The sequence below is a fragment of the Shewanella sp. 125m-7 genome (genome assembly GCF_052977045.1).
The window spans coordinates 1-23,980 of the sequence record NZ_JBRILQ010000057.1; the positions used below are offsets into that span (position 1 = coordinate 1).

Below are 23,980 nucleotides of genomic sequence, written 5' to 3' on the forward strand. Positions count from 1 at the left end.
TGTTCCTCATATTTTTGCCTATCTCATTATTTCTGTTTATCTTTTTGTGGGGATTCGTCAGGGTCAGAGTAAACTTTTTTATTAGCATACTTTCCCTAATCCTACGACCCAGCTTTAGACTCCTTGCTCTAGGGCATTTCTGTCCAAAAACGAGTAAGCTCCCTTGGTTATCATGTCCTTCAGTTATCACATTAGCGCAAAAAATATGGTGGGATGTGACTTCTGCTAAATAGCAAATCTCACCACGAAGCGCTGTGCTTTATAGAAGAGAGCGAAGATAAAAATCTCGCAATAAAAAAGCCGCTAATGCGGCTTTTTTGGCTATTTCTATTGATTGTTTGTGGCTAGCAAGTTCAATCAAATAAATTAAAACGTGACACTCACATTACTAGAGCAATGGTTTGTACCTGCATCACATACACTGTAAGTGTACATGCCGTAGGCATTTCTTAATGTGTCTACGTGGGTACCGTCATTACTGGTTGTGGTTTGGATAAGGCCGTTGCGATAAACATCGACTCGTCCGGCGATCGAGCCAGACCATGTTAAGGTCACTCTATCTTTTCCCTTAGAGAATGATGTTGTCGCGCTGAGCTCGATATCTTCTAATGGCGCAGTAGTATTACAGCCCAGACTGTCTAAGTAAGCGCTGGCGTCGGCCACTTTTGCAATACCATAACCAAAGTAATCATCGCGGCCGGATTGTCCGGCATCAAATGCAGAGGCTTTTAGTGCCTCACGGATATCGTTACCTGTACAGCCACTATGGTTTGACCATAAAAGTGCTGCCATGCCTGAAATTGCCGGCGTCGCCATTGAGGTGCCGCTCATGAATCCATAATCACTGGCGGCAATTTTTACCGTCATCTGCGTTGCCGCATGTAAGGCGCCGCGATCGGCGAGTGTGGTACCCACGGCTGGAATTTCGGTGATATTGGCATCACCCAGTGTCCCATATAGCATACCATCCACATTATTAACGATGACGGCACCTAAGCCTCCAGAGGCTTCACAGTTTTTAACCTTGTCGTGAAAAGAGATAGTGCCTCGGTCGATTAGACAAACTTTGCCATTGGCATTTGCGTCGATTGCTTCGGCTGTACCCATGAAATATGGCTCGGCAGTCACTTCGCCAGCGTTTTCCATAGCCGATGAGGCGATGGATTGTCCGTCGGCTTCAAGGCTTGCACTGGTCGCCATGCCTTGAGGATATGTCGATAGAGTACTGACACCACCAGCGGTGATCTCTACACAAGTGCCGTCGATAATCACGGTTTTATTTTTCTTGCCGCGCCCAGTTGAAAAGGTTGAACACGCTGGAAACTGTGAAAATGCGGCAATATTATTGTCTGCATCATTTGCGCCTACCATCATCACTGAGGTGTAGCCCGCTGGGTAGCTTCGTACATTATTGCCGTCGTTACCTGCTGCCGCTACCACTAGACCACCGTCAGAGCTAAAGGATTTAAAGGCATTTTCTTCGGTACTATTGGCACCGCCACCACCTAGACTCATGCTGATGATATTTGCGCCGGCTGCGCTACATAGATTAGCTGCATGTGCTAAGTCTGACGAGTAGCCCCAACCTTCGGCATTAAAGACTTTAATAATATGCATTTCGACACCCGGTGCCATGCCTACCACACCAAAACCGTTGTCTGCTGCGCCAATGGTACCTGCTACATGGGTACCATGAGGGCCGCCATTTTCATCCCAGTTTCCGGTGCCTGTATCATTGTCACCGGTAATTGATGACCATTCAAAATCAGCATTTGAGCGATCGAGTCCTGAGTCAATCACACACACTTTTGTACCGGCACTGGGGTTTAATGTGAGCTGGTCGGCTTGTGATTGATAAACGGCATAAGGTGTTAGCTGGGTGACTGAAGGATCGCCAATGTCATCGTTATATAACGCCAGTGGCACGCGACGTTGATCTTCTTCTACTAGCGTGATGTGTGGATTATTGAGTAGGCCTTTGACTGTGCTGAGGTCTTTTCCTGCAAACGTTGCTGCGATAAAGCCGTTGCCGTCTACTTTTAGCTCGCCACCCACTTTTTTCGCTAAGGCTTTGACTAATCCCTTGTGGCCCTCATCAACTTGGATGATATAGCGTTGATCTGCAGCTTGAGCTGCAAAAGACAACCCTATGCTTAAGGCGATTAGGGTTTTAGTTGTTTTTCTCATTAATATACTCCATTTATTTATGATTCTTATTAAATATGTCTATTTGAATATTGCTGATAAGTTTCAAAAAACTGGGCATGTGTAATAAAGCGACTGCCATTGAATCAAACTAGCTAACTTTAGCGGGCTAAACTATCGGGGAATCCCTGATATTTATGTCGTTAGGTTTTTCGCGGCGGGTATTGGTTGGTATCACGTGTTATTTTTATTGGGTATAAAAACGATCGCTGTAACGAGCCAAGTGGCTGACTCGAATTATTGGCTCAAATCATTGGCTCAACCAATTGATAAGGTGGGTAAATTACCTTGGTTTGACTGCTGGCTTAATCAGCTGTGTAAGCCTGCTATATAAGCCAGTTATATTAAGCCCGTTATATTAAGCCTTGAGGTGCCTCATTGAGGCAAATGAGTTTAGCGCGAAGGGCAAAGTGCACGAGTCCGGCAATATCAAATATATTAAGGCGAGACATAACATGGGCGCGATGGGTTTCAACTGTCTTAATGCTCACGTTCATACGCTGGGCTATTGCTCTTGTAGAGTGCCCCTCGGCAATTTGTTGCAAGATTTGCCTCTGACGGCTAGTCAGCAGTTTTATTAAATGGGTCTCTTGGTTGCTATCGCCTTTAAGTTTATTGACCATCTCTAGATCAATATTTTTGCCTACATATTGTTTGTCGTTAATGAGTGTGAAAATAGCGGTTTCTAGCTCTTCAACTGCGGATTCTTTCATTAGGTAACCGTGGCTGCCTATGGAGAGTGCTTTTGCAACGTATTCAACGTCACTGTGCATCGACAGCATTAAGATTTTTGTCTTGGTCTTCATCTTTGTGACAGAGCGTGCAACCTCGAGCCCATTTAATCCAGGTAAAGAGATATCTAAAATTAACAGTGTTGGTTGGTGTATTCGCTGTAACGACAAGGCTTCTATGCCATCGCCTGACTCTTGAATAACTTCGATATTAGGGATGGACTCTAATAAGCTTCGGATCCCTGCTCGGACTAGTATGTGGTCGTCGACGAGTATAATTGTAATTTTTTCAGACATTAGGGATCACCACCTTAATTATTGAACCATTACTGATGCTTGAGTGAAGTATTAATTTTCCTGATAACGAATGTACTCGCTCTTCCATACCGAGTAGCCCAAGATGGATACCACTAAAGGTATTTTGTTTAACTTTATCGACGTCAAATCCTTTGCCGTCGTCCTTTATTTCGATGAGTAACTCTTGGCTTTGGTAGCTAAGGCCGACAATGATTTGGTTGGCGTCAGCATGGCGAATGGCGTTGTTGACTGATTCTTGGATGATCCTAAATACGTTAATGGTGATCCCTTGATTAACCATAGGAAAATTATTGCTAACGGTCAGCTTAATGGGATTGGCGATTAGCGCTGACATCTTTTCTAGCTGTAACTTTACGCCAGCAACGAGTCCCTCATCGTCCAAGAGTGCTGGACGTAAGTTGAAGGATATAGAGCGCATTTGTTGGATCATCGTATGAGTAATCTCAATTGCGGAATCGATGCGGTCTTGCTCTTGATAGTCAAACTTCTTATAGAGCTGAAGATTAATTTTAGTTGCTGTTAACGTTTGCCCAAATTGATCATGCAATTCTCTAGAAATGGATTTTCGTTCCTCTTCTTTGGCATTTTGTATTTGGGTCGCTAGGCTTCGAAGCCCCTGATAGGCGGTGCTAAGTTGTTGCTCACGAGTTTTTACCTCATCGAGGGCTATCTGCTTTTGCTCTTGCAGTGCCTGTAGTCGAGCGGTGTGCTTCTTCCAGCGTGCAAGACGCGTTTTATGGAACGCAATAAACAGCAATACAATAAAGGTGATAAATGCGATTCTTACCCAAGTTTTCATCCACCAAGGCGGGACGATTTGTACATTCAGCTTAGCGGGAACAGTCCATCTGCCATTATTTCCTTTTCCTCTGACTTCTATCGGGTGAATACCAGGCTCCATTTTAAAAAATGTCATGTGTTTTCTATTGCTTAAAGGCTGCCATGGACTTGATGGGGTTAAGCGATATTGATAGTCATGACTTTTCTCGGAAAAATCTAATAATGAAAACTCTAAGGTGAGTACTTCGCCCCACGGAAGCGATAGCTCAAGATCGCTCGCTATCGCCATATTCATCAGGGGTAAGTGCAAAGAACCATGTTCAATTTTTGTAAATCTAATAGGGGCGGGGGGCGCTGGAGATATCGCTCGGTTACGTTCAATACTAATCACCCCATTGACGGCGCCAAAGTAACTATGATTCAGGCTTTGACTACTGGCGTGTTGTGAAAAGCTACCGACTGAAAATAGTTGAGCGTCGCCTAAGTTAAAGGCTGTAAGTTGTGATGGGTTAAAAAACGAAATACCTTTTTTTGTTGTTAACCATAAATTGCCATCAAGCTCAGGTGTAATAGAGATAATGCTTTGCCCCGCAGCTCCAAGGTGTTCTGTCACGTTTTGGAACCCTGTCACCTTATTTTGCTTATCAAATAAAATTTTGCTTAATCCGCCGCCGTCAGTTCCTACCCAAATCTGTTGCTTAGTGTCGCGCTCGAGGTCGGTGACATAAAAATGGCTGAGTGGCTGCTCAAGATTGGAGTTTGGTTTGAACTGCTGGCAGCGCCATTGACGTGTCTGGCATCTATTTAAGCCGTTAGAGCGGGTTCCAACCCAGATATCTTCACCATCGACGAGCAGAGAGGTAATGTAATCTCCACTAATTGACTCTTTATTAGCGCTATCATGCTGATAGACGGTGAATTTTTCGGTATTTTGATTAAACAGATGTAGCCCTGTACCACCTAGGCCAATCCATAAGTTACCATCTAATGCAGGTTCAATGACTCTTACATACCCTTTGCCGATGGAGTTGGGGTTGCTCGGGTCGTGTTTAAAGAAGGCTAAGGTTTTTCCTTGTGCTGATAAATGCCACAAGCCGTGTGATGTGCCCACATAAATCTGGCCACTGCCCAACTGCGTGATGCTGTGGACTCCTTCGATGAAATGCTGTGGAAGAGAGGACTCGACCTTTAAAACCTGGCCCGAATTGTGATCTAACCAATGGAGTCCCGTGCCTAATGTGCCGATCCAAGTTTTATGATTAATTTGATCTGTGAAAAGGGCGCTGACATTTCGAATCGCTGGGAGGGTTGTATTATTGGCTTTCGTGATTAATGACACATAGGGGACTTCTGGGTTTAAACGCTGTAGTCCGGCGCCCCATGTGCCAACAAAAAGAGTGCCTTGAGTATTTTCAACTATGCTGGTGATGGTGCCTTTAGCTGCGTGTGGCCTTTCATTATCGCTAAGTAGCTTATCATTAGCGAGATCTAACACCATAAGGCCGAACCCACTGGTGCCTATTGCGAGGGTATTTCTTTGGGTTAAATGAAGCTCTATAATTAATGGTTGCTGTTTCGCTGAGGGCGTCAAATATACCTGCTTGACGTTATTGCGCTGTGGCCCCATTTTAAGCAAGCCATTGCGGCTACCGAGCCAGAGATTTTGCTCTGAATCTTCGGTAATCGCAAAAATGTCGTCATGGCTGCCTTTTGGTAATGCGACTTGGACAAATTTTTGCGTGGCACTGTCCCAATAGGCCAGCCCAGCCCCTATGGTGCCAAGCCACAAGCGCTTGTTACTATCTACGAACAGCCGGTAAACATAATCATTAGGTAAAGACGCGGGATCATTTGCATCATGATAGAAACGCGTTATCTCTCCGGTGCTGTTATTTAACCTGTTTAAGCCTATCTGAGTTGCTATCCACAAGTGGCCGTCTGGCCCTTCAACAACATCATATACACTGTCATTACTAATACTATTGGGTTTATCTGATTGATGGCGGTAGTGAGTAAACGCATTATCTTTGGCTGAATATTTATTCAATCCACCACTATTGCTTGATACCCAGATCGTATGATCACTACTTTGATATATGCTGCGAATATCTAACGCACTAATGCTATTAGGGGCACTTGGAACTGGGATGTGCTTTTGTACTTGGTAGCCATCGTAGACAAATAATCCATTCTTAGTACCCACCCACATAAAATCTTGATGATCGATGAGCAATGCTAAAATAATATCTTCTTCTAATCCGCTATTTAGCCCGATCCGACTACTTTGTAAATTCGATAATGCATGTGTTGTCTGGGCAAATAGCGCGATAGCGCTGATTAGAAATAGGCAAAGTAAATATTTTAATTTTGACCAAACTTTGCTCCCACTTAGATACAAATTAGATCTCTCCAGTTATCTGGCATACAGAAATAGAATGGCAATTTAATCGATACTAAAAGGAAAAACAGTAATACACAATACTTACAAGTAAGCCTTTTTAACTTTTTAGTAACAAACGGGCGCGTTTGAGAAATATCAGGGTTTCCCCGATATTTCACTTAATACTTTTCAGGTACGGTTATTAACTTGTAGTCAATCCACTCAAAAATAACGGATAACTACTCACAAATAACGAATAAGGAAGGTGTATGAAAATCAAGAAAAACATTGCCAGTATTAGTGCGTTATTAACAGCTTTAGTCCTGTTAGTACCCATGGCACAAGCGGCAAAATTAAAAACTCAAAATCTTACACAACTCATTAATTCCTCCGAAAGCATCATTTCAGGGCAAGTAGAAAAGGTCACCGACGGTTTAACTGACAAGGGGATCCCTTATACCGAAGTCAGTATCAAGATCGGTAGTGCGGCAAAGGGGCAGCATGCTAAAAACTCAACTTATACGTTTCGTCAATTTGGCTTATTAAAGCCTCGTGTAATGGCAAATGGTAAGCAGATGCTTTCAATAACACCTGAAGGGTTTCCGCGTTGGAATGAAGGTGAGTCAATCATTGCCTTTATGTACAAACCTGCAAAGCAAACGGGTTTACGTACCACTGCGGGCATGGCTCATGGCAAGTTTAATCTGGTCAACGGCAATGTGTTAAACGAATTTAATAACGAGGGGATCTTTACCAATGTGGAGTTTGCTCCTGGGTTATTGACTCAAGCAGAACAAAATATGATGACCACGCCTAAGACGGTCAGTGCAGCTTTCTTTATGAGCCTTGTTGGGCGCGCCGTTTCACAGCAGTGGATTGACAATGGGAAGATGAAATAATGAAATTATCTAAATCTACACTGGCAATCGCCATGTTTTTCGCCTCTGGCTCTGTTATGGCAGCTGGTCCACTCGTAACCACAGATGATGCAAATCCTCAGCCCTATAAATGGGACACATCAGCAGGTTCTATTCCGGTTTATGTTGATGGCGGCGCCGCGTTTACCTTTGATTATGATGCTAGTGTTTTCTTGTCAATTGAACGTGCAAATGAAATCACCCAATTTGCTTTTGATCAGTGGAACAATGTTGAAACATCAACTTTTGAGGCCAACATTGCGGGCACGATTGAAGAGCAAGTTGGTATTGCAGATGTGACAGGCGCAAACGCCGCAGAAATTTATACTGTTGAAAACGGATATGGTTTTTATGTCTTATATGATACGGATGGCAGTATTTTAGAAGACTTTTTTGGTGTGCCTAAATCTGCTGTGCTCGGCATTGCCTTTCCGGAACTGGCTGACGAAGACGGTACTATCAGAGAAGCCACTGCAGTGCTTAATGGCTGGAATGTTTATGTGCAAGATACTAATGGCGATCAAGTAGCGGGGGTATTTACCCACGAATTTGGACATGCACTTAACTTGTCTCACTCCCAAACAAACGGACAGTTGGGTTATTTAAGCTGGCCTGGTGCTCCATTGTATCCGGGTGTTGCGGGTTGTGATGTTGAGGCCATTCATGATTATGAATATCCGGCTGAGTGGGGGGGGAACCCAGCTAATCCTGATATTATCGAAACTATGTTCCCGTTTATTCGTCACGATGGTGCGGGAGGTGTGAGCCAAAGTACAGTGAATGTACTTGATGACCGTGTGTCGATATCTAACTTGTACCCAACTGCTGAATATATGAGTCAGTTTGGCTCTATTGAGGGGACGCTAAGATTAAAAGACGGTCAAACAGAATATAGTGGGATTAACATCATTGCACGTAATGTGAATGATCCGCTTTTTGATGCTGTATCTGCTCAATCTGGTAATTTAACACAGGGTAAGATCGGGCCTGATGGTTCATTTAAAATCAATGGTCTCACACCTGGGCAAAGTTATGTTTTATATACAGAAGAGATCTACCAAGGGGGCTATCCAACTCGTCAAACTCCTTTAGTTTCAGTTGCAGAATATTGGAATGAAGCAGAGGGGAGTAACCCCGCAAGCGACAGTGCTTGTGACGTTACTGCAATTGTTGCTGAAGCGGGTAAGACTAAACAAGCCGACTTAACCTTTAATGGCTACAGTGATGGTATCGAATTTAGACCTATTGTGAATGCATATCTAACGGATCTGGCTAAAAATGGTCGTTCTTCTATGGGTGTTATTAATGGTATCGGCTTTACATGGGATGAGAATAAAGGGTTTAACATTCTGCCTGATTACATCTCGGCAAGTAGTGGCAAGATGAACCGTAACGGTAAGAAGTTATTAGTTAACTCTGACTTAGATGGTAATGGCGTTAGCGCTCCAGCAATTTGGACTAGCGCAAATGGTGCTATGTCTTTAGGTGATTTAACCGGTAATGCATGTGGTGGCTCAGGTATGGAAGGCACGCAAGCGGCATCTGCTTGGGATATCGATGATGCGGGTAATACCGTGGTGGGTTTAGCCTATAAAGATGTCAATAACAACGGTTATTGTACTGAATATGGTAAAGGTGAACTGGTGCCATTTATTTGGACGCCAAAAGCCGGTATGCATGAACTAGATACTCGTGACGTTAACTGGGATTACTATAGCTGGGTAAGAGCACACTCTATATCAGGTAATGGAGAGGTTGTGCTGGGCTCTGCCGATGGTTGGGAAGCTGTAGCTTGGGTTAAAGAAGGAAAAATGATTAACCTTTATGATGAGGTGGGGGCGATTGAATCCCATGCCGCTTCTTATGATGGTAAAACAATCGCCTTAGCAACTGAGCAAGGAAACACCTTACTTTGGGATCATACTAAGAAAGGTGATGCCGCATTTACTGATATCGGTGGCCTGACGTGGTGTGAAGATATTCCATTTTTATGGTGGGGCCAAGACTTGTGTGTACTAGAGAGTCCTGAATGGGTTCAAAGTACATTTGGCGGCGTTCCCGCATCACCGTTCGATATGAATGATGATGGTAGCGTGATCATTGCTCGAGCGGGTGATTTTTGGGTTGGATTTGTTGGTGCTATCTATATCGACAGCATTGGTTGGATGCCTTTAACCGAGTTTTTCGGTAAACAGGGAGTCATGGAGGCTGAAAATGCTGATATGAACAATCCATTGTCAATTAGTGGTTCTGGTTCTGAAATGGTAGGTGGCATTGCGGGTGTGGATATGTCTTACCATGTGAACATGGATCATGTTTATGTTTGTGAAAATGGGAAATCGGTAAAAACGGGTTTCCCTAAAGGGCTAATTAATAAAGTTAAGTCTGGCGCTGAATTTGGTCGATGTGAACATATTAATTAACGACATGATTTAATTTACTAGCCACTCAAACCTGTTTGAGTGGCTTAAATTAAATGCTCAGCCCTAAACGCTAGCATTTAGGGCTTTAAAACAAGCGAATTTAAAACAAACAAGCAAACCAGTATATTCAGTTCTGAACGACTACATCTAATGTCATTAGGATTGATTAAGCCTCTTTTGCCCACAGAGCTCTCCCTTACACATTAGTGTTGCCAGTGCTGCCACAATACTCAATCTGTAAGCTTGAACGCTAAGTTGAGCAGATACGACGGCCTAAAAGCTAGATACTAAAAGCTAGTCACTAAAAATCAGTCACTAAAACTCAGTCACTAAACACCAGCGAATCCAATACCCCCATACCACTGTGTACGCCGCCTTCTGTGGTGCTGGCCGATTTACTTCTTATTAAATAACCCGCGTAGGCCTTTTTAACTGTCTGTTGCTCATTTAAGCCATGAGTGTTTATCTGTTTAACATCAATTGCGGCTTCGCCGTTGATATGTACGGTGAACATGCCGATTTCGCTGATTAGATCATCGACTTTATGTAACTCGCCTTTGCGAACGGTTAACGCCGTTGTAGGCCTTGGCGTTGGGTGCAACCTTCGCATGAGTGACCAGGCTTGATACTCAGTCGGTTTAAGCTGCATGAGTTTTGGCTGGATATCTTCGCCAAAGATACAGTGGCCACCGCCTTCACCTTGGTTTTTAAGCACCCATTCATCCGTTGGCCTTTGTTTTATAAAGTCTGCGGAGGTTTTAGTGACTGGCACCATCTCACCGAGTAAGTCTTTAACGGTATGGGCTTCATCGATACTTAATCCAAATTGGCTGAGGGCTTCAGCCTGCATTGAAGAGAGTAACATCTGGACTCGTTTGCTGGTGGCGAGCTGCTGGCTTACCGTTGCATTAACGGCGACTCGGTGCTTTTCGATAAAAATACGGGTTTGCATTAATGCTTCGCAGCATACGCGGCTGATGATGTCGTTGGCATGATAATCACAATATTGATAGCCCGCGCGCAGGTAAACGGTATCTACCGCGCCGACGTCATCTAAGAACAGTCGATGGCCGGCGGCGGACGAAAGTGTACCGTGCAGTTCACGGAAGGTTCTTCTAACGGTTCTAATGCCTTTTGCTTGCAACGCGTGCTCTAGTAAATGTTGGTCGAACACGTTGTCCTCGTCAGGCTGTACCACCATAAGAAAGACTGGTGGGCGATTTTCAAAGCCCAACGTCACGTCTATCGCTGCAAATTCTTGTTTGATCTGAAAGGTGGCGTTAGCGATCCCTTGAGATAGTCTTTCTATCGCTGGGTTATCGACAAGCTTGCCATTATGCTTGCTTGACCACTGTAAATAGCCTTCTGGTGACTGTTGCTGTAAATATTTGTGCAGTTGATGCACACGCTGACCAAACGGCCCCATACCTGCTGCGATACCATTAAACTCAATGAGTTTCGGCCCCAAAGCTGCGTCGTCCATAAAGTCGCTGCGCATGATTAACAATGGCAAGCGCCGCGCATTATCTGGCGATTGATGAATATCTTGATGCATCTCTAGCAGTGCCTTAAAGAAAGGATCGCCGGGGGTAATAGGTGAGATCGCTTGTTGTAAAAACTGCGGATCTTCAGATGCTAAATGAACCAATTTTCCAAGAAGATTTACCGATGCTTTTAAATTGTTATAGCGTGCTTGGCTAATTGCGGTTGGCGTTAAGCTAAATGCGGTGTGTGACGATGAATAAGGCGTAGTTTTAATTACCATGCCATGGGTTATCGCCCATTCAATAGCATCTTGTGAAGCTTGCTTGGTTATGTTGTCAATCATGATACCCACCGTAAAATTTAAGACTTTAGCCGTTAGTACGTCAAATTTAGGCATACTTATGTGTATTAACTTTGGCACGTAAAGCCTCGATTTGTGTTTTCAATTGCTGTGATCAGATTCAAATGCGCACCCACAAGCACTAAATCTATAAACTATAAAATAGAATCTGTGCATAAGCTTGTGACTCAGGCTTTATACACAAGCTTTATAAATAATCCTTTTGTATTTATTTCTGTTTATGTCGAAATATAAGTTTTTTTGGCAAATATTGTCAAGCGATGCTTCGGTAAGTATGGAAATAAAAATAACAAACAAAAGAGAAAAAAGGCTAATAGAGCTTGATACTTTTGATAGAGAGCGTAAATTTATTTTACGCGGAGATTTGTGCTAATCGTAGCGTATTCATCTATACGTGACTGCAAACCTGCTGTTATTTTTAAGTCTTGGCCCAAGTTTTTAGTGCTGTTTAACAAGAAGTTTTCACTACTAAATGGACGTTTGGTAATGCAGTGTCTATAAAACAGTATGAGTAATTTTTTTTATTACAAACCAAGTTGTCGATATCGTACTAGGGAAATTTTTATGAAAAACAAAACATCACGTTTATTTTTAGGTTTTACAATGAGTTGTAGCGTACTAACCTTTGGTCTTGCCTCTGCTCAAGCAGCCCCTGCTGAGAACTGTGCTAATTTGGTCGGTTGTGCTGAGAGAAGTTGTAAGATTGAAGCCTTAATTGTGAATGCAAAAGCTAAAGGTTACGACAAAATGGTGGCTCAGTTGCAGTCTTCGCTTGAGCTCGTTAAAACGAATTGTACTGATAAAGCCCTTAAGAGTGATTTACAAACAGAAATTGCAGCAGTGCAATTGCAACTTGAAAGCTATCAGGATGAATTAAAAGCAGCAAAAGCGGCAAATAAGCTCGACCTATCTTATAAGTATGCGCAAAAAGTCCTAGCAGAGAATTATAAGTTAACCCTGTTAAAGCAAGAATTAGCAAAAATGAACTAGCTTAAGCCCGATTGTTTGCCGCCCTTGGCAATGCATGTGTAAAAGTTAACAATATGCCCCTTAGCGTTAAGGGGCATATTGTTATTGCGAAGGTTTGTCAAAGTTAGCCTCAAAAATATTAAGAACCAGACCACCAGACCAATAACCTACAACTAGACTTGTCGATTTACTCTTTATCTTGCTGATCGATAAAGTCCTTAAACTCAATCTCATATAAGCGGGCTAACACTAAGGTTACCGCAAAGATGATTGGGCCATAGACTAAGCCTATTAGACCAAACAGCTGTAAACCACCGAGCAGTGAGAAAAATAGCAGTAGGGTGCTCATCCCTGTATTACCTTGCATAAGCCAGGGTCTGAGAAAGTTATCAATTGAGCCAATCACCACCACACCCCAAACAATCAAAAATAGCGCCCATTGCCAGTCACCGGTGATGAATAAATAAATTGAGGCTGGCAGCCAGATCATCGCGGTGCCCACAAACGGAATAAAGGACGCAAATGCCATCATGGTGCCCCAAAATAACCCCGAGAATCCGGCTAATGCCATTGCGATGCCGCCTAACGCGCCCTGGGCTAACGCAGTAAGAAATGCACCTAACACGGCTGACTTAGCGACCACACCGACTTCATTGAAGATTAGTTCTTCTTGCGAACGAGATAATGGAATGATGCGGCGGGTATTTTTGATGATTTTCTCTTGATCTCGCAAAAAGAAAAATAATACAAATAACATCAAGCCAAAGTCTAAAACGGTATCCGCTATATCGCCGACTATGCCGGTACTGGCACTTAACAAGGTACTGCTTAGTTGGGTGACTTTTCCTGCTGCTTGTTGCACGAGCTCATCAATTTTAACGGTGTCAAATGGCAGCCACTTATTTAATAAGGCCAACGCGCCCTGAATAGAGGGGTGAGAAAGAAAGCTTTTGGCTCCCCCTTCAGTCAGCCACTGATAGGCATTACTCATAAAATTAATGCCCTCGTTCATTATCGCCATTGCCACAAACAGTAACGGCAGCAATACCATCACTGTGACTAATGTACATGAAAACACTGAAGCCAGATTGGGACGGTTAGGCATACGTTGCTGAATGCGTGCGTGAAGAGGGAGAAATAATATCGAGACAATAAACCCCAGCACGATGGCGCCTAAATATGGCTCGACCAGTAAATAGCAAACATAGAAGGCAATCGCTAACGCAAATAGTAATGCTAGGTGGTGCGGTTTGAGTTTAAGGCTACTCATGAAAAAAGCTCCAAAATAAAAGCAAGGTAAGGCTTTGCAGTAGGGTTAACTAGTGATTATGGGCTACAGCAGCATTTAGTCAACGCTAACAATGGCTTCTGTTTGTCTTAATCATTGCAGAAGTCAGTTTTTTAGCAAGTGACGATGACACTCTTTGTCGCAGTCACTATGGCAGCAATAACTAAGCCCACCTAGGCTCTACTGATTGTGCTTTTCATCGAGTTTATGGATGACTTTTAATGATATAGATATAAAATCTTACCCCTGCGTCAATAACTGTCGCAGCTGTGTATTATGCTAATCACTCTGTAAATTGAGAGAACATTTGATGCAAACCAATATTCAGCGCCAACTTGCGATGCTTGAGCAAATACCCCGCCAACCAAGACGGATCTCGGCCATTGCTCTGACTGATAAACTTAACGATCGCGACTATGACGTAGGCTTAAGAACGGTGCAGCGAGAGCTAAAAGCGATGTACGACATGGGGCTGTTTGGTTTAGAGATGGATGATAGGTGTAAGCCCTTTGGCTGGTCTATTGCTGCCTGTTGGCGTGGTCTTAATTTAACCTTGATGGATCAGCATATGGCATTGGCGTTTCATACGTTAAAGCATAGCGCTAAGCAATTGTTACCGCCGCAAAGTGTAAAGCAGCTGACGCCCTATTTTGAGCGTGCGGACCAGGTGTTGGGGGATGATCCCGATAATCCATGGCTCTATTGGGCTTGTCGAGTCGCCCAGTTACCCGAGCCTTTGCCTATAACGTATGAAGAACACGACCCAAAGGCGCTTGAAATAATGCAAGATGCACTCTTGAGTAAGCGCCAAATAGCCTGTGAAATTCAGCGTTTTATCAAGGGGAAAAGCTATTGGATTGATTACCGTCCAATCAACCCCGAAGGGATTAAAATCTCAGGTGGCGTTATTATGCTGGCCTTTACCCTGGGTACCTCTCATGCAACGCGTTACGCTAAACCCATTAATTTGATGCGCAATATTCGTTTACTCGATAGCACATCGATTACTCGTGATGATTTTGATATTGGGCTTACAGCAGAGGTAACTAAAGCCGCGCCGATTAACATTGAGCTGCTTCTCACGCCGTCTGCAAACCTTATTCAACGCAATGCGCGTTTGAGTGATGATCAATGTATTGAGCGCGTAGAAAATGGCTATTACCGACTTAGTGCCAGCGTGGATGATACGCCAAAATTACGCGAGTTTTTATGGGGAATGGCCGACAGTGTTGAGGTGATATCTCCACCTAAACTTCGAGCTCACTTCACCCGTTTAATTAATAAAGTAAACATGCGATATCAAAACGCTACGACGGAGTCTGTCGCAGCCGTAAGTTAATCTTCTTGGTACGATAGAAAGGATAACACCAAGGATATTTACTTATGTTTGATATGCTGACTCAAACCAAGCAAACACCACGAATTGCCGTGTTCGGCGTGGGAGGCTGTGGCTGTAATACCATCAATCAACTTAGTCAGTCAGCTTTAAATGACAATGTACAACTGATTGCGGTGAATACTGATGCACAATCTTTGGCAATATCTGACTGCAGTACGCGGTTGCAGATAGGCCTTGAGGCGACTAAAGGCTTAGGCGCAGGTGCTAGGCCTGAAAGGGGCCATGAAGCGGCGCAGGAGTCACAAGCGCAGCTAAGGGAGCATATTGAGCTGGCTGACATTATTTTTATTACTGGAGGCATGGGCGGGGGCACGGGTACTGGGGCGATTCCGTTTATGGCCTCAGTTGCCACAGAGCTCAATAAACCCTTGGTGGCGGTCGTGACCACGCCTTTTAGTTTTGAAGGGCATCAACGAGGACTGCTTGCTAAAACGGGCGTGGATCAGTTGATGCAATATGCCAATGCCGTCATCGTGTTGCCTAACGATAAATTAATACAAACCCTTGATAAAAAAGTGAGCATTACTAACGCTTTTTATGAAAGTAATCGCATTTTGCAAGATGTATTACAGGGGCTCACCACCACGATTAGTCAATCGGGTTTGATCAATATCGATCTCAATGATTTTATCGAAGTGATTAGCCATCAAGGTCGCGCCGCGATGGGCGTGGCTAAGCAAATGTCTGGTGAAGATCTGCAGCTCACTATTAATAAGGCGCTTAAAAACCCACTACTTGAAGAGATAGATCTGAAATTTGCAAAAGGTGCCATTGTCAGTGTTATGGCGACCGAGAATATTGAACTTAATCAATACAATACTATTGGTGAAACCTTGCAACAGCAGCTGGATCCCACTGCATTGGTGATTATTGGGCTGACAATCGTGCCAGAGCTTGATTGCGAGCTTGAGTTGATGGTGATTGCGACAGGGATGCAGGGTGAAGCAAAAGGCGTTGTGCAGGGCTCAATTGATAGCTTGCCATTAGATGCTGCAAATATTACAGAGCCTGATACGCTAGTCCCTTTGAGTCATAAAGATCGCTTTAACTCGGCAGAGCTATTGAATTTGCATGATTTTTTAAAAGAGAAGTCGCTAGAAACGGGCCATAATGAGCACGATTCGGAATTTGATATTCCGACCTACACCCGAAACAGAAAGCTGAACAAAAGGTAATTTGCGGTGTAATAAGTCGCTTACCAAGCCTACCCACATCATTAGCCCGGCCACGGCTTGAAACAAGATAACCCCTAGCGGGGTTATCAATATTGTTGATTCTTTTAAGCGTTAAACCAGTGTTTAAAGCCAATGACTATAAGTTAGTCTACTTTTACAAAGTCACTTTCGCGAGCGAATTTAATGGCGTCGTCACATAATACGACTTGCTGTGTTTTATTAGCACTTTGAAACCTTGCCATGTAAGCATCTAGTGCTTGGCTAGTTTCTTTAGACATGACCATCTCTTCAATACCCGAATTTTTATGCGACATCATAGATTGGCCAACAATAGAGCCTTCAATTTGCATATCATGCTCGGCGTAAAATGTGGTACAAATCATTAGACTTGCCATGCCTAGTGCAGTCTCTTGATCTAGGTTTTCTGCGCTAGCAGTACCTGCGAATAAACAACTTAGAAGACCTGCAATTAGTACTTTTTTCATTACGATAAACCCTTTTTATCATTCCATTATTAGATCAGTTATCTAGATGCTATTTCATAGCATTTCTATTATTTGTGGGCTGCTATGAGTGTTATTGAGGCTATCATGCAGTAATAGTGATATATGTGATGCTGCACTTAATATGCGGGTTTCGATTCGTTTTTGTGTGGTTTATCACGCTTGTAACGCAGTTTTTATATGTAAAAAAAACTAAAAGTACCTGAGCCATTTAGCTTGCTGATTTTATGGACAATTTATTCGCTCATTGCTGTCGATATTTTTATGCTGATAGGGGAATTATCACTATTTGCGCTGGGCATTACTTGATAATATGCCGCGGTATTTTGTGGTTTTGAGGTAGTAAATGGAGCTTAGGCGGCATTCTGTTCAGTTTGGGTTATTACAGGGATTGTTTTTCTGTAATAGCGCGCATCTGTGTGAGCAAGGTTTAACCATTAACGGCAAGCTTTATCCGTACCCTGAGATGGATAAAACAGTAGACGTCAGGCTAGGCTGGTTTACCCAAACATTGGTGTGGGGAGACAAACGCTTTAGCTTTTTCCACTTTGTTAATAGCAAACCCTTGTTTAGATTGGCGCTAAAAAATCGACTGCAATTTTGCCGCAGCGCACTTAAGCTCAGCTTTGATAATTTGCTGCTGGAGATTGCAGCGTTTGATAACGCCTTTGGTCAACATCAACGCTATCTGCGTGATTCTGATAAAAACCAGTTGCAGCAGCAATATCAAGGTTCACTGCAGGGATTTAAGCTTAGTGACTCTTTTTCTAAGCTTGGTTTTGCCAGCAACAAGCTTAACTGCCGCTTGGCTAAATTTATTAAGCAACCAGACACCTTTACCGCAAAATACAATCAATGGTGGCAGACTAAGCAACTTGAGAGTCATAAAGGATTGTTTGACTCGCTCGAAGCGCATCCGTTAACGACGTTACAGCGCCAAGCTTGTGTGATTGATGAAAACAACACCTTGGTGATTGCGGGGGCGGGAACGGGAAAAACCAGTACTATGGCAGCAAAGGCGGCTTACCTTGTGGCTCAAGGCTTGGCTAAACCCGAAGAGATCTTAATGCTTGCCTACGGTAAAGATGCTCGAGTGGAGCTTGAGCAACGTATTGCAGGGACCGTGGGGCTTGAGGCGGTAAAAGTCAGCACTTTTCATGCGTTAGGCAAAGAGATTATTCAGTATTACTTAAATCGCTCGACGCAGGTGTCTGTGCTTGCCAGCGATGAAAAACAGTTTACTCAATTTATTGAACTGCAAATTGATGCGATTGTTGCCGATCCCCAAATGGCCGATCCTGTAGCTGACTATTTTGGTCGTTACCTATACCCGCAAGTGAATGAGTTAGCGTTCAAGTCTGACGGACAATATAGAGCTTATCTTAAAAATAATGAAATCAGAGCACTGTCGGGTGATCTGGTTAAAAGCTTTCAAGAGCTTACCCTCTGTAATTATCTTTATAGCCACGGCATTAAATTTGAGTATGAACCAAGGTATTGTGAGGCCGTTACCGAGCCGGGCAAAGGTGTTTATCAACCCGACTTTTATATTCCGGTGCTCGATGCGTATTTAGAGCACTTTGGTATTGATAAGCAAGGTCGGACTCGCGCTGATATTGACGCGAAAGTTTATAACGCCAGCCGAGAATGGAAGATTGCCCTGCATCAACGCCATGGTACTTGCTTGTTGCAGACTTTCAGTTGGCAGGCAGATATTGGGGAACTAGAAAAAAGCTTAGAAGCACTTTTGTGTGAGCGCTGTGATCAGCTCGGGCTTAGCCAAAGTGAGGTGTTTAAGCCTATCTCGCCTGAGGCGGTATTCACTCAAGTCAAAGCATTAGGGGTTTACCGTAACGTTAGCCGACTTATGGCAAGCTTTGTGAGTTTATTTAAATCATCGGGCATGAGTTTATCTAAGCTTGAATCGATGACGTGCCCAAGCGCTGAGTTCGCGAGACAGCCCAAAGCCGTGACTAAAAAAACACCTAGGTATAACCAACTGAGATGGAAAGCCTTTATCCATCTTTTTAGCTGGGTGATTACACGTTATCAAGCTCACCTTGGAGAGCAAGATAGTCTAGATTTTTCCGATATGATCTCACAGGCGCTTAGGCTCACTCGCTCGAAAGATTTTCATCAAAAAACGGCAGAACGTTTCAGATACAAGTACATCATGGTTGATGAGTTTCAAGATATTTCGCTTGAGCGTGCCAACTTGGTTAAGGCGTTAAGGGATGCAAGTCCTGGTTGTGCACTGTTTTGTGTTGGCGATGACTGGCAAGCGATTTACCGTTTTACCGGCAGCGATCTTAATTTAACCACAGAGTTTGAACGCACCTTTGGCGCCACTCAAATTGTCACCTTAGATAAGACCTTTAGATTTAATAACCAGATTGAAAAAGTGGCATCACGATTTATTCAGGCAAACCCTGCGCAGTTAAAGAAGCAACTCTCGACCCATAGCAAGAGTGATAACCCTGAAGTCTGTTTAGTGATTAATCGTAAAGAGAAAGCGTTAGAACAGGCTTTTACAAGTATTGTCGATGCGACTCGTTGTGCGGCTGGTGAGCATCATGCCCAAGATCTAAAGTCTAGCCATAGCCATAGCCATAGCAAAAGCGATAGCCCAAGCAATAGCACAAGCAATAGCAACAATAAAGCGGTAAGCGTGATGGTGATTAGCCGATTTAAAAGCTCATTAAAAGAGGTCAGCATATGGCAGAAACGTTATCCAGAGTTGTCGATTTCAGCCTTATCAGCCCACGCTTCTAAAGGTAAGCAGGCTGACTTTGTTATTGTGCTAGATGTGAATGATGATAAGTATGGTTTCCCGTGCAAGATTGCTAATGACCCTATCTTAGAAGTCTTACTGCCAACACTTGATAACTACGCCGACACTGAGGAGCGACGTTTGTTTTATGTCGCGTTATCACGGGCTAAGCAGACGGTGTTTGTTCAAGCAGAGCTCGGCAAAGAGTCGGTATTTGTTAAAGAACTACGGACATTTGGCGATGACGTGCGTTGCTACTTAAGTGACTTAGCCCCTCTGTATAACGATGCCTTATGTTGCCCGCAGTGTGCTGAGGGCAAGCTTATTCCAAGAGAAGGGCGCTTTGGTTTATTTTATGTTTGCTCTTTAGGTCAAGATTATTGTGATACTAAGATTGAAGTATGCTCGGTGTGCAGTAGTGGCCCAATGCTGAGAAATGACACTCACCATGTTTGTGGCTCAGCAAGCTGCGATCATCAGTTGCAAGTCTGTCCTGAATGTATATCTGGCAAGTTGTTACTACGTACAAACAGTCAAAGTGGTAAGTTATTCTTAGCCTGTAGTAACCATAAAAGAGGGAATAAACACAGCTGCCAGTACACCTGCAATGCGGCAGATGATGTAGTAAAGAACCCAAAGGGGTTAGTAAAGCGTGTAGAAAATAATGTAGCAAAGAGCGTAGGCAGTAAGCTACCGAAACCGAACGTTAAACCCGCGTGAACTCTCGCGCCGCTATTTACTATATAAGGGTATCAATCGGGCTTGTTCAACACTTGGGATAAGGACGCAGCTGCGTGCGGCCTATCCTTATTGTATGGATAATAACTAAGTAATTTGGGTAATGTGAGACTCAAATGGAGTGAGAAAGTGGCCAATATATCGACTAAGCTTGATACTTATTCGTTATCTCAAGCTGTTGCTTAGCGGGTTCTAATGCTGGGCACTCAGACTTTATTAAGGGCTCTCTTATGTCCAATGCTTTACTTTCCAAAGGTAAGTTTATCTTACATTCAAGCTATCCGCCGTCGGGTGATCAACCTGAAGCCATTGCCCGTTTAATTGATGGAATCGAAAATGGTGCGACCCATCAAACATTAAAAGGCGTAACCGGCTCTGGTAAAACCTTCACCGTGGCCAACATTATCCACAGACTTAAGCGCCCGACAATTATTCTCGCCCATAACAAGACGTTAGCGGCGCAGCTCTATAGTGAAATGAAGCATTTTTTCCCTGAGAATGCGGTTGAGTTTTTTGTGTCGTATTACGATTACTATCAGCCTGAAGTGTACCTACCCGGTAGTGACCGATTTATTCGTAAAGACTCTGCGATTAACGAACATTTGGAGCGTTTACGCTTATCGACTACCAAGGCCCTGATTGAACGTCGAGATGTGATTGTCGTCGCCTCGGTATCATCGATATACGGCCTTGGCGATCCACAAGCTTATCGCTCGCTGCAGGTTAAGTTCTTTCCTGGGCAAGAGATTGAGACTGACGACTTAATAAAACGTTTAGAACGGCTGCAATATACTCGTTGTAATCGAACCATTAAGCGGGCGACGTTTTTAGTTCGTGCCGGAGCCATCGATATTTTTCCCGCTGACTCTGAACACAAGGCGCTTACAGTCGAAATTGAAGCGAGCCAGGTCAGTAAACTTTACTGGATTGATGCCATTAGTGGTGAAAAACTGCAAGACGTTGATGGCTATTTAGTGTCGCCTAAAACCCTGTATTCAGTATCGTTAGAGCAAGTAGACTTGGCTTGCGAGCAGATAATGGAGGAAATGGAACATCAGGTCAGTTTGCTCAATAGTGAAAATCGGCTTACGGAAGCAGCGAGGTTATATGAGCGAACGGTATCAGATCTCGAATTACTCCGTTTACAAGGCTATTGTCCTGGCATTGAAAACTATGCATCTTCTCTTAATCAACGCGACCCAAAGCTGCCGCCAACCACCTTGTTCGACTACCTCCCCAAAGATGGCTTACTGTTTATCGACGAGTCACATGTGATGATCCCGCAAATATCGGCGATGTATAAGAGTGATCAGAGCCGGAAAAATACCCTAATCGATTTTGGGTTTCGTCTTCCTTCTGCGAGAAATAATCGCCCACTGAGTTTCGAGGAGTTCGAGCACATTAAGCCTCAGACGATTTTTGTTTCTGCGACGCCGGGTAGCTATGAGCTATCAAAATCAAAAGAGCATGTTTATAAGCAAATAATTCGTCCGACAGGGCTATTAGATCCTGAAATTGAAATACGCCCGTTACACAATACTCTTGACGATCTGGTCAAGGAGATTGAGCTCAGGGTCGCCCGTAACGAACGTACATTAGTAACGACGTTAACCAAAAAGAGCGCAGAGTCGTTAAATGACTTTATTGCTTCAAAGGGGATCCGTGCCAGCTACTTACATTCTGATATTAAAACTCATGACAGAGTCGAGATAATTAACGCGCTTCGCGCGGGTGTTTATGATGTTTTGATCGGGATAAACTTGTTGCGTGAGGGCTTAGATATTCCCGAAGCATCGCTGGTAGCCGTGCTTGATGCCGATCATGCGGGTTTTTTACGCTCGGAGCAGGCGCTTATTCAAATTATTGGTCGAGCTGCGCGTAATGAGAACGGTAAAGCTATTTTATATGCAGATAAAATGACGACGGCGATGCAAAAGGCACTAGATGACTCATCAGAGCGGCGTGCTCATCAAGTTATCTACAATATGGCTAATGGGATTGTACCTAGCTCATCTAAGCGCAAACTCGATTCTGATAGCCAAACACATCTAGTTGCCGGCGCAATGGACCGGGCGAAGTTTTGTGAAAATTTATCTGCGCTGTGTCAGCAGATCACTGCTAAAGAGAAGGCGTTATTGCTGTTAGTTGATGAGGGCGGCGAAGATGAAGCCAAACAGATCAGAGAACAATTAATAACCCTCTATCGCCAGTTTATCTTTATGTAATACCCGCGTGGTTTATCGTTTTTTGTTTATTAATCTGGTTTGGACTTAACTTATCTGCATTGAGGCTGAGGGGCCCGTTTGTATGTTCAAGCTATGCTTACAAACTAGGGCCGCATAGTCGTGCTTGTTGACAGAAAGCGCAGTTTTACCTTTTACAAAACCATATTTCATAGAATTTGCTACATTAAATAGCATCATTAGAGAGCTGCAGCTAAATCTCTGCTTTCATAAATCACAAAATAGCGATGAAAGGTGGAAAATAAAAATAAATCCAATATATTAGGACATTGAGGCGGATATTTGGCAAATGATGTAGTGAAATTGTTGATGAAGTTCGCTGTTATTTAATAGGGAGATAAATAACTTGAAGCATAAAACCAATATTACAACCAATGTCATTTTGCTAGCAGCCTTAGTGGCCGCAGGTTCACTCCAGGCAAAAGAGCGGGTCACCATCAGTAACGAGATCACCGGTGTTGCTGGGCTAAAGCCGCAACAAGACCTCTATAAACTGACGACTTTTGATAATAATTTCGTCTTGCCTGTTTACCAAACCCAAGCTGCAAATCAAGCTTACTACGCTCCGCAAAATCCGAATGATGAGAATATAAGTGAAACGAATGTCCAGTTTCAGTTCAGTCTAAAATATGGCATTGCAAACAATTTGTTTACCGATAATGACGGTCTTTATATCGCTTACAGCCAAGTCTCTAACTGGCAGGCTTATGATAAGTCGGCCTACTTTCGCGATTCTCAATATCAACCACAAGTATTTTGGTTTTGGCAACACTCTGACGAAACTGACACTTGGCAAAGCACTAGCGTAGGCTTTGAACACCAATCGAATGGTAAAGGTGGCGTTTACGAACGGAGCTGGAATCGAGTTTATTTGGAGTTTTCACTGGCATTTAGTGATCTTGAAGTCAGTATCAAACCTTGGCTAAGAACGGACTTTTCTAATACTGATTACAATCCTGATATTGAAGACTATATGGGTTATGGTTCGGTCAAAGCTGACTGGTACATGGGTGAGCATCAAGTGAGTTTAACGCTGCGAAACCTTATTGAAAGTGGTTTTTCTAATGGGTATGAAGAGTTAAGTTGGCGATTTCCATTATACAAGGGCATAAAGGGCTATTTGAAGCTGCAAAGTGGCTATGGAATGACCATCTCTGATTACAATCATTTTGATAACGCCATCGGTATTGGTATCGCGCTTTAACTACATAATAACTATATATACCCAAGCCACCTGAAGATGCAGGGTTCAGTGGGAATTTAATGCGCTTTAAGCAAGGCGTTGATTGCAGTTA

14 protein-coding genes are annotated in these 23,980 nt (G+C 43.4%); 8 read left to right on the plus strand and 6 right to left on the minus strand.

Translation table 11 applies throughout. The features are described 5' to 3' along the window. Positions 1 to 366: 366 nt before the first annotated feature. The 3 genes from ACVBIL_RS18880 to ACVBIL_RS18890 all read right to left on the minus strand — a co-directional run bounded on the left by ACVBIL_RS18880 (position 367) and on the right by ACVBIL_RS18890 (position 6,432). Positions 367 to 2,187, minus strand: a complete 1,821-nt coding sequence (locus ACVBIL_RS18880; protein ID WP_447168482.1) for a S8 family serine peptidase — start codon at positions 2,185 to 2,187, stop codon at positions 367 to 369. 371 nt (positions 2,188 to 2,558) lie between these two features. Further along, positions 2,559 to 3,233, minus strand: a complete 675-nt coding sequence (locus ACVBIL_RS18885) for a response regulator (protein ID WP_447168483.1) — start codon at positions 3,231 to 3,233, stop codon at positions 2,559 to 2,561. Continuing rightward, the gene (locus ACVBIL_RS18890; protein ID WP_447168484.1) at positions 3,226 to 6,432 is read right to left on the minus strand and encodes a ligand-binding sensor domain-containing protein; all 3,207 of its coding nucleotides are present in this window, start codon (positions 6,430 to 6,432) and stop codon (positions 3,226 to 3,228) included. Before ACVBIL_RS18890 ends, ACVBIL_RS18885 begins: the two co-directional genes overlap by 8 nt. Positions 6,433 to 6,683: 251 nt before the next feature. Between ACVBIL_RS18890 and ACVBIL_RS18895 the strand changes: the two genes are divergently transcribed. After that, positions 6,684 to 7,313 carry a hypothetical protein gene (locus ACVBIL_RS18895; protein ID WP_447168485.1) on the plus strand — a complete coding sequence of 210 codons (630 nt, stop codon included), beginning with the start codon at positions 6,684 to 6,686 and terminating at the stop codon, positions 7,311 to 7,313. Beyond that, the gene (locus tag ACVBIL_RS18900) at positions 7,313 to 9,754 is read left to right on the plus strand and encodes a hypothetical protein (RefSeq protein WP_447168486.1); all 2,442 of its coding nucleotides are present in this window, start codon (positions 7,313 to 7,315) and stop codon (positions 9,752 to 9,754) included. The genes ACVBIL_RS18895 and ACVBIL_RS18900 overlap by 1 nt, the downstream gene beginning before the upstream one ends. Positions 9,755 to 10,076: 322 nt before the next feature. On the opposite strand, the gene ACVBIL_RS18905 is transcribed toward ACVBIL_RS18900, so the two are convergent. Further along, positions 10,077 to 11,582 (minus strand): glutathione synthase, encoded by a 1,506-nt coding sequence (locus ACVBIL_RS18905; RefSeq protein WP_447168487.1) that lies wholly within the window; start codon positions 11,580 to 11,582, stop codon positions 10,077 to 10,079. 525 nt (positions 11,583 to 12,107) lie between these two features. On the opposite strand from ACVBIL_RS18905, the gene ACVBIL_RS18910 reads away from it, so the two are divergent. After that, positions 12,108 to 12,590, plus strand: a complete 483-nt coding sequence (locus ACVBIL_RS18910; protein ID WP_447168488.1) for a DUF1090 family protein — start codon at positions 12,108 to 12,110, stop codon at positions 12,588 to 12,590. Between the two features lie 166 nt (positions 12,591 to 12,756). Here the strand turns inward: ACVBIL_RS18910 and ACVBIL_RS18915 are convergent, their stop codons facing one another. Continuing rightward, entirely contained in the window at positions 12,757 to 13,839 is a 1,083-nt protein-coding gene (locus tag ACVBIL_RS18915) for an AI-2E family transporter (RefSeq protein WP_447168489.1), read from the minus strand. A 328-nt stretch (positions 13,840 to 14,167) separates the two neighbouring features. Here ACVBIL_RS18915 and ACVBIL_RS18920 point away from each other — a divergent pair, with 328 nt between their 5' ends. Both ACVBIL_RS18920 and ftsZ read left to right on the plus strand, forming a co-directional pair. Then, entirely contained in the window at positions 14,168 to 15,196 is a 1,029-nt protein-coding gene (locus ACVBIL_RS18920) for a helix-turn-helix transcriptional regulator (protein ID WP_447168490.1), read from the plus strand. A 44-nt stretch (positions 15,197 to 15,240) separates the two neighbouring features. Then, positions 15,241 to 16,431, plus strand: coding sequence for a cell division protein FtsZ (gene ftsZ / locus ACVBIL_RS18925; RefSeq protein WP_447168491.1), 1,191 nt, complete (start codon positions 15,241 to 15,243; stop codon positions 16,429 to 16,431). A gap of 143 nt (positions 16,432 to 16,574) precedes the next feature. Here the strand turns inward: ftsZ and ACVBIL_RS18930 are convergent, their stop codons facing one another. Then, on the minus strand, positions 16,575 to 16,916 hold the full coding sequence (locus tag ACVBIL_RS18930; protein WP_447168492.1) for a hypothetical protein: 342 nt from the start codon (positions 16,914 to 16,916) through the stop codon (positions 16,575 to 16,577). A gap of 364 nt (positions 16,917 to 17,280) precedes the next feature. Here ACVBIL_RS18930 and ACVBIL_RS18935 point away from each other — a divergent pair, with 364 nt between their 5' ends. The 3 genes from ACVBIL_RS18935 to ACVBIL_RS18945 all read left to right on the plus strand — a co-directional run bounded on the left by ACVBIL_RS18935 (position 17,281) and on the right by ACVBIL_RS18945 (position 23,889). Further along, on the plus strand, positions 17,281 to 20,424 hold the full coding sequence (locus ACVBIL_RS18935) for a UvrD-helicase domain-containing protein (protein ID WP_447168493.1): 3,144 nt from the start codon (positions 17,281 to 17,283) through the stop codon (positions 20,422 to 20,424). Between the two features lie 248 nt (positions 20,425 to 20,672). Then, positions 20,673 to 22,667, plus strand: coding sequence for an excinuclease ABC subunit UvrB (gene uvrB / locus ACVBIL_RS18940; RefSeq protein ID WP_447168494.1), 1,995 nt, complete (start codon positions 20,673 to 20,675; stop codon positions 22,665 to 22,667). Positions 22,668 to 23,031: 364 nt separating this feature from the next. After that, positions 23,032 to 23,889, plus strand: a complete 858-nt coding sequence (locus ACVBIL_RS18945; RefSeq protein ID WP_447168495.1) for a phospholipase A — start codon at positions 23,032 to 23,034, stop codon at positions 23,887 to 23,889. Positions 23,890 to 23,980 lie beyond the last annotated feature (91 nt).